Origin of the sequence: Dietzia sp. SYD-A1 (assembly GCF_015356725.1) — a bacterium.
Classification (GTDB): Bacteria; Actinomycetota; Actinomycetes; order Mycobacteriales; family Mycobacteriaceae; genus Dietzia.
Genome location: NZ_JADDKI010000043.1, coordinates 1 through 6,890 on the forward strand (window position 1 = coordinate 1; position 6,890 = coordinate 6,890).

Genomic DNA, 6,890 nt, shown 5'->3' on the forward strand with positions numbered 1-6,890 from the left:
GGCCACCCCCTTGCCGACGCCGCGGCTGGCGCCGGTGACCAGGGCCACGCGCGCGGTCACGAGTCGACCCCGGCGGCCGCGGGAGCCGCGTCGTCCCCGCGGACGGAGTGGACCTCGGGGTACGTCACGGTGGCGCTGTCGAGAGGACGGGTGATCGACCAGCCAGGAGAGAACAGGCACTCGGCCATGACCCAGTGGTCGTTCTCCAGTACGTAGACATCCGAGTACTCGCCCGTGGACAGGGTCTCGGTGCCGTTCTCCCGGTCCACCTGGCGGAACTGCAACGTCCATGTGCCGGTGGCGCGCCGCGGCGCGCCACCGTCCGCCGGGTCCTCGACGGCGATGGAGGGCATGAGGCCGTGGTGCATGTCGAGGACGCGGGGGCCGCCGTCGGAGGCGGTCGCCAGGGCGATCTGACCGAAGATCCCGACCATCGTGTCCGGGTCCGTGCGGCCGAGCGGGCCGAAGTCGAGGACGCCGCCCCGTGCCACGAAGCAGGCCCGGAACGCGTGTGGGTCCTTGGCGTCGCACGCCCGCCAGTAGCGGTGTTTGAGCTGCTCGATCGCCTGCCGGGCGCGGAATTCCTGCTCGAACTGCATGCGGGCCACGTTAGCCTAGTGGGCATGAGTCGAACACTGGTCGAGCTGTCGGATCGCTGGGACCTGCAGGACCTGGTGACCAGGTACGCGACCTGTATCGACGCCCGTGATTTCGAGGGACTGGACATGGTGTTCACCCCGGACGCCCGGGTGAGTTATGAGGCCTCGGGCGGCCCCGCGGACGACTATCCGGCGGTGCGGACCTGGCTGGCGGAGATGCTGCCGATCTTCGCCTCCACCCAGCACCTCATGGGCAATCTCGCGGTGACCCTGGACGGCGACACCGCGACCGGACGCTGCATGTGCTTCAACCCGATGGCCCTCAAACCCGTGGAGGAGAAAGACCAGCAGGTGTTCTTCTACGGGCTCTGGTACGTGCTCGGGTTCCTCCGCACCGACGAGGGCTGGCGGATCGACAGTCTCGCGCAGGAGCAGGCCTTCCACCACAACCTGCCCTGACGGACCACGGAGGGGCCCGCCACGCGGCGGGCCCCTCCGTGGTCCGGCGTCAGACGGTGCCGCAGGAGTTCGACGCCGGCACCCCGTGCACCCGCTCCATGAGGTAGCGCGCGTGGGTCTCGCGCTCGGACAGCATCGGCAGGGCGTGGTCGATCACCAGGCCCGGCGCCAGAGCCGGGAGCTCCGCGGTGCGCAGCTCGACGACGGTGCCCTGGGCGCACCAGTTGCGGACCAGGTCGACCGCCGTGTCGTGCGGGACCACGTCGTCGTTCCGACCGATCAGGACGAGTGCGGGGACGGTGGGGGCGACGCGGCCGAGGTTGTAGCTCTCGAGTACGCGCAGGATCTCCGGCTCGGACCGGGCGGCCTCGGCCAGGGAGTTGCCGTGCACGGTGAACTCGGTGGTGCGACGCAGACCGTAGGCGAACGCCGTCTCGCCCACGCACTGAGTCGAGGTCACCTCGAGCATGCGGCGCCCCTCGTCGTTGAGCTGGCGGTCGAATGCCGGGCGCAACTCGGGGTGGACCTGCAGGATCCCGTTGATGGCGTAGCCGACGGCCCCGGTGAGGACGCCGCCGTCGACGCGCTCGAGGGTGCCGAGCATGTCCGACGGCGGGGCTCCGGCCGCCACGCCCACCAGGTTGAGTTCCGGCGCGTACTCCCGGTGCATCTCTGCCGCGGCCGCGGCCGCACCACCGCCCTGGGAGTACCCGCTCACCACTGTGGGGGACTCGAGGGCGAGGTCGGTTCCCGCCAGCCGCACGGCGGCGCGGGCGGCGTCCAGCGCCGAGCGGCCCTGCGAGACGCGGTTGACGTAGGGATGGTGGCCCGGGGTGCCCAGACCCTCGTAGTCGGTGACGACGACGGCGAAGCCCTCGGCGAGCAGGGAGTAGGCGTCGATCAGCGAGTACCCGGCGGCCAACGATACCGGGGCCGTCCGGATGCCCAGCCCGACCTCCATGGATTTCGAGGGCGCACACTGGTCGCCCTGACCCTGCGTACCTGGGGTGACCACGGCGAGCGGGCGTGGACCGGAGCCGTTCCACGGTGCCCTGGGCTGGAGATAGGTGCCGGTGACGGCGACGGGCCCACCCGCCGCCCCGGTGGAGCGGTACATGATCCGCTGGGCGTCGGCGGTGAGCGTGCCCCCCGTGACGATGTCGGGGAAACTCGGGGTGATGACCATGGGCTCGCTGCGGATGACGGCGCCCGGGACCGCCGGCAGATCCGCTGGTGGGGTGTAGAACGCGGTCCGGTCCGGTGCGTTCGACGAACCCTGCGCGCCCGCCACGGGCTGCGCGGACGCCACCGGGGCCGGGCCGGTCGTCAGCACCGGAGCCAGGGCCACGACCAGACCGAGCGCGAGCGCCCCGGCCAGGGTGGACCCGCGGGGGGTCGTGGTCCGGTCCGCTGACGGTGATCTCACGTGTACTCCAGGGTGTCGGGGCCGCGGGTACGGCGGGGTGGCTGCGTCCTGCGTCGAAGAGGACTATAACCGGTGTCAGTTGTGCTGGTGGTCCAGGTCACAGGCCGGGTGCGCGTCGCGGGTTCGGCTCACCGGAAACGAATCGGTGGCCGGTGTCCGCGCCCGTTGCTACGGTGGCGCCGTGCAGAACGACGTGTTGATGTGCTGGCGGAGCGACTCCGAGTGGATCCGCGCCGCCACCGCCGCCCCGGCGTAGCAGGCGCCTCACGGGTCCACCGGGAACGGGTGGGCCGAACGACAGTCGGGCAGGCGGACCCACCGGGACTCGGGTCACCGCCGGACACCCGCCGCGGCCGAGACAGGCCGAGCCCGACCTGATCGAGGAGAACGACCAGGTGACCGCAAGTCCCCGCACCATCCACCTTCCCTTGTCGGAATCGGATGTCCTGGTGAGCGCCCGCTCCCTGGACGAGTACACGGACATGTTCGACCTGGACGCCGTGGACCTTGGTCGTCGGATAGTCGACTGCCCGGGTGGGGCGGCCAGCGCTGTCGCGGAGATCTCCGCCGCGGGCGGTGACGCGGTGGCGGTGGACCCGCAATACGCGCTCGGTGGTCGTGATCTGAGGGAGCGGGTCCTGGCGGATCTGGATCGATCGCTCGCCCACTTCCATTCCCGGGATCTCGAGTACGACTGGGACGTCCGCGGCGGCGTCGTCGGTCACGAATCCGTCCGTCGGGCCGCGGCCGAGTCGATGCTCGCGGACCTCGAGGCCGCTCCCGGCCGGTACATCGCCGGGGCGCTGCCTGAACTGCCTCTCGCCTCTGACTCGGCCGACCTCGTCCTGTGCTCCCACCTGCTGTTCACCTATGCGGACCGGATGAGCACGGCCGACCATGTCGACGCGATCGTCGAGATGGCGCGGGTCGCGCCGGAGGTCCGCGTCTACCCGCTGGTCGACCACTCGGGCAATCCCCTGCCCGAACTGGTACGCAGCGTGATCGCGAAGCTCAAGAAGGACAGGTTGACCAGTCGTATCGAGCCCGTCGTCCGGCCCTTCCAGCTGGCGGCCACCACGAGGTTGGTGGTGGAGAGGATGCCCCACCGGCGACCGTGACGCGGCGGTCGTGACCCGCGACCGTGACACGGTGGTCGGTGCTCAGCCGGGGGTGAGGCGCAGGACCTGCTGTCCGGTGAACGGGGAGGTCTCGATGCTGGTGAGCAGCGGCTGGGGCCCGCCCACCTCGAGGGCCTGCCCGGCCTGGAAGATGGTCCCCGAGCCCAGGGTGTACGCGACCAGGTCGCACATCTGCCCGTAGAGGGCGCCGGGGGGCGCGGCGACGTCGAGCCGTTCGAGGTCCAGGCGACCGAAACGCCCGAGTCCGGTGGTGTACACGCACGACGTGGTCTCGGATTGCATGCCCGCCCTCACTCCGACCAGCGCCGGGACGGGGAGCGGGTTCCCGGTGACGAGATCGCGGTAGGGACCGGCGGGCAGGGTCGCGGCCGCTCCACCGATGCTCACCGCGATCGCGCCGGGCAGCGCGGTCAGCGCGGCGGTCACCGTGGCCACCGCGAGTTCGCACCGGAGCGTGTCGAGCCGGGGGTCCAGGTAGTCGGGTTCGCCCGGCTCGCCGTCGTCCCCCACCGGGCCGAGGCGGAAGGCGGCCACGACGACCTGCGACCGGTGAGAGTCCACCACACCCTCCCCGCCGTTCCAGATGGCGAGGTTCTCGGTGTACCGGGACGCCTCGCCGTCGGCCACGGGCAGGTCGAGCGGGGTCACCACCACCGTGACGTCCTCGACGGACACGGCGGTCGCGGGGTCCTCGTCCGTTCCCGGATCGACGTCGTAGGAGCCCTCGAAGATCTCGGCGAGCAGCTCGGTGATGTCGCGGTGGCCGGGTGCGGGGCGGTCGAGAAGGACGATCGCGACCGGGGTGCTCTTCCAGGACAGGTCCTCGCCGGTCCGCGGGTCCACGGCGCCTCCGCCCCCGGTCCCGTCGCCGGTCTGCTGGTCGGAGCGCGCGTCGGCGGTGGGCTGGTCGGGCTGCGGCGACTCGCTCATGTCCCCGAGGCTAGCGGGTCAGTTGAGCAGGAAGTCGATCACCAGGCGCTCGAACTTGTCCTTCTGCTCGATCATCGCCCAGTGGCCGCAGCGCGAGAAGGCGTGAAGCTCGGCGCGGGGGAGCTGCCGGAACGCGAAGTGCGCCTGCTCGTAGGGCAGCATGCGGTCGTCGCGGCCCCAGATGAGCAGCGTCTCCTGGCGGATCTGGGAGGCCCGCGCGTACAGCGGTGTGTAGGCGTTCTCGGGCTTGAGGATCGAACCGAAGATGGCGTACATCCGCTCGACCGCGCCGGGGGCGGTGGCGGCCTCGGTCCTGGCCCGGATGAGCTCGTCGGATACGACCTTCTTGTTGCCCACCATCGTGTCCACCCAGGCGGCCATGGACTCGTCGGAGGGCGAGGCGAGGAAGTCGAACAGGCGCCTGGAACCCTCGCTGGGTTCGGGGGTGAACAGCGGCGCCGCCAGGCCGCCGGGGCCCATGAGCGCCATCTTGCGGACGCGGCCGGGGTAGGCCAGCGCGGTCTCGCAGGCCACGTTTCCGCCCATCGAGTTGCCGATGATGTCGACCTTCTCGATCCCCTTGGCCTCGCAGAACGCGTCGATCGCCTCGGCGGCGATCAGCGGGTAGGCCTTCTCCCAGTCGAGGTCCGAACTTCTCCCGAAACCCGGCATGTCAAGCAGGATCGTGTGGAATCGCTCGGCGAAGACCGGGAAGTTGCCCGCGAAATTGGACCATGCGGTGACGCCCGGGCCGGAGCCGTGGAGGAAGAGCACGGGCACGGCGCTCTCGGGCTCCGCGACGCTCTGCTCTCCCGCCTCGTGGAAGTGCAGCTCGAAGCGGCCGGCGGTGAGGGTCTTGCTGGTGGACTCGAAGTCGAGGGCGCTCATGGGGGCCACGATACTGGAACAGGTTCTAAGTACCGGTGGCCTCGACCGAAAAGGTGGCCTGAGGGGGCGAGGGTCGGCCAGGGGCCGAGAAGGTGGCGGGGTGAGAGACAAGTCAGCCGCGCGGGGAGTCCCAGAACATCCCCGCGCGGCGATGACGAGGACTCTACTCGGAAATTCTCATGTGACAAGTAGATAACGATTGTGGTGTCGGTCACATCGTTGATATGGCCTCGACCGGTCACTGCCGCGCAGGATGGACGGCGGCATGTTGACGGTGTGTCCAGATTCCGCTCTACTGTCAGCGCATCACACGACTCAGGAACGCGGTGGCATCCGGTATCGCCGCGTAGACCGTCCCGCTGTGGTCCCTGTCCGGATAGACGTGGAGTTCGAGCGGTTGACGGTTCAGCGTCATTTCCGCCGCGAGCGACAGCACCGAGGGCGCGGGCACGTCCAGGTCGAGCAGACCCTGGCCCAGGAAGACCGGGCGATCGTATCCGGTGGCCGGAGTCCCCATGTACCGCTGCAGGAGCCCGAAGACGTCCGGGATGTCCCTGACCGGCCTGGTCAGGGCCCGCGATACCTGGAAGTCTCCCACCGCGTCCCGCATGTCCTCGTAGCAGAGGTGTTCTGCGGCATCGACCATCTCGCGGCCGCGAGGGGTGAGGAAGGCATCGAGTCCCACCTCAGGGTGCTGGTCACGAAGTCCGGCGAGGATGTAGAGGGCGTAGAGGTTCAGGCCCGTGGGCAGTGACACGGGAGGGAAACCGGGCCCACCCCACTGGAAGAGGTGCTCGAGGTTGGCCGGCGCACCCGTGGCCACGACGCCCCGGAAGTCCAGCCCCGACGGTGCGCCCAGTTCGGTGGCCCGGGTGGCGGTGACCAGGGCGGCGCCTGCGCCCTGCGACTGCCCCACCGCCGCCCAGGTCGGGGAGAGCGGGAGGCCGTCTGCCCGTGCGGCGATCACCGCGTCGATGATCCCGCGGGCCGCGACCTGTCCGTTGAGGTAGCTGAGCAGGCCCGGAGTCCCGAGTCCCACGTAGTCGGCCGCCACGACGGCGTACCCCTGCCGCAGCCAGTGCCCGAGGTACTCGGCGTCGCGGTCGGAGCGCGGGTGCGTCGAGGGTGCGCAGTCGTCACCGAGACCGGTGGTCCCGTGTGCCCGGGCCACCACGGGCCATCCGCCCGGCGGGGGAGTCCCGTGCGGCAGGAACACCGCCGACGTGGCGATCGCGGGGCTCCCGTGCTGGTCGATCGTGCCATACGCCGAGCGCACCGCCCGCCCGGCCTCCGGCAGCGAGAGCGAGTCTTCCAACGGCACCGTCACCGCGGTGGCGCCGGGCGCGGGGATCGTTCGGTCCCAGTGGCGGGTGTCCAGGCCCGACCACCGCGGTGCCGTTTGGCCGGAGGCCGCCGGCGCGGCGCCGGCGGTGGGAGCGGTGAGGGAGG

Annotated in this window: 7 protein-coding genes; 2 read left to right on the forward strand and 5 right to left on the reverse strand. The window is 70.7% G+C overall.

Translation table 11 applies throughout. From position 1 onward, the window contains the following. Positions 1 to 56: 56 nt before the first annotated feature. A complete protein-coding gene (locus IY392_RS02405) occupies positions 57 to 599 on the reverse strand; it encodes a nuclear transport factor 2 family protein (RefSeq protein WP_182627669.1) in 543 nt (180 codons plus the stop codon). A gap of 24 nt (positions 600 to 623) precedes the next feature. Here IY392_RS02405 and IY392_RS02410 point away from each other — a divergent pair, with 24 nt between their 5' ends. After that, positions 624 to 1,058, forward strand: a complete 435-nt coding sequence (locus IY392_RS02410) for a nuclear transport factor 2 family protein (RefSeq protein ID WP_194860416.1) — start codon at positions 624 to 626, stop codon at positions 1,056 to 1,058. 49 nt (positions 1,059 to 1,107) lie between these two features. On the opposite strand, the gene IY392_RS02415 is transcribed toward IY392_RS02410, so the two are convergent. Then, a complete protein-coding gene (locus IY392_RS02415; protein ID WP_194860417.1) occupies positions 1,108 to 2,484 on the reverse strand; it encodes a lipase family protein in 1,377 nt (458 codons plus the stop codon). Between the two features lie 395 nt (positions 2,485 to 2,879). On the opposite strand from IY392_RS02415, the gene IY392_RS02420 reads away from it, so the two are divergent. Beyond that, entirely contained in the window at positions 2,880 to 3,602 is a 723-nt protein-coding gene (locus IY392_RS02420; protein ID WP_107757844.1) for a hypothetical protein, read from the forward strand. A gap of 42 nt (positions 3,603 to 3,644) precedes the next feature. Here IY392_RS02420 and IY392_RS02425 read toward each other — a convergent pair whose 3' ends face one another. From IY392_RS02425 to IY392_RS02435, 3 genes are all read right to left on the reverse strand, one after another. Further along, the gene (locus IY392_RS02425; protein WP_182613220.1) at positions 3,645 to 4,553 is read right to left on the reverse strand and encodes a hypothetical protein; all 909 of its coding nucleotides are present in this window, start codon (positions 4,551 to 4,553) and stop codon (positions 3,645 to 3,647) included. A gap of 18 nt (positions 4,554 to 4,571) precedes the next feature. Further along, positions 4,572 to 5,441 (reverse strand): alpha/beta fold hydrolase, encoded by an 870-nt coding sequence (locus IY392_RS02430; protein ID WP_107757842.1) that lies wholly within the window; start codon positions 5,439 to 5,441, stop codon positions 4,572 to 4,574. Positions 5,442 to 5,739: 298 nt separating this feature from the next. Next, the coding region (locus IY392_RS02435; protein WP_194860418.1) for a S9 family peptidase at positions 5,740 to 6,890 on the reverse strand (1,151 nt) is incomplete at its 5' end.

Excerpts from the sequence above, each read along its gene's own strand:
- IY392_RS02405 (WP_182627669.1), bottom strand. The coding sequence starts at position 599 with ATGCAGTTCGAGCAGGAATTCCGCGCCCGGCAGGCGATCGAGCAGCTC.
- IY392_RS02425 (WP_182613220.1), bottom strand. The coding sequence starts at position 4,553 with ATGAGCGAGTCGCCGCAGCCCGACCAGCCCACCGCCGACGCGCGCTCC.
- IY392_RS02430 (WP_107757842.1), bottom strand. The coding sequence starts at position 5,441 with ATGAGCGCCCTCGACTTCGAGTCCACCAGCAAGACCCTCACCGCCGGC.
- IY392_RS02410 (WP_194860416.1), top strand. The coding sequence starts at position 624 with ATGAGTCGAACACTGGTCGAGCTGTCGGATCGCTGGGACCTGCAGGAC.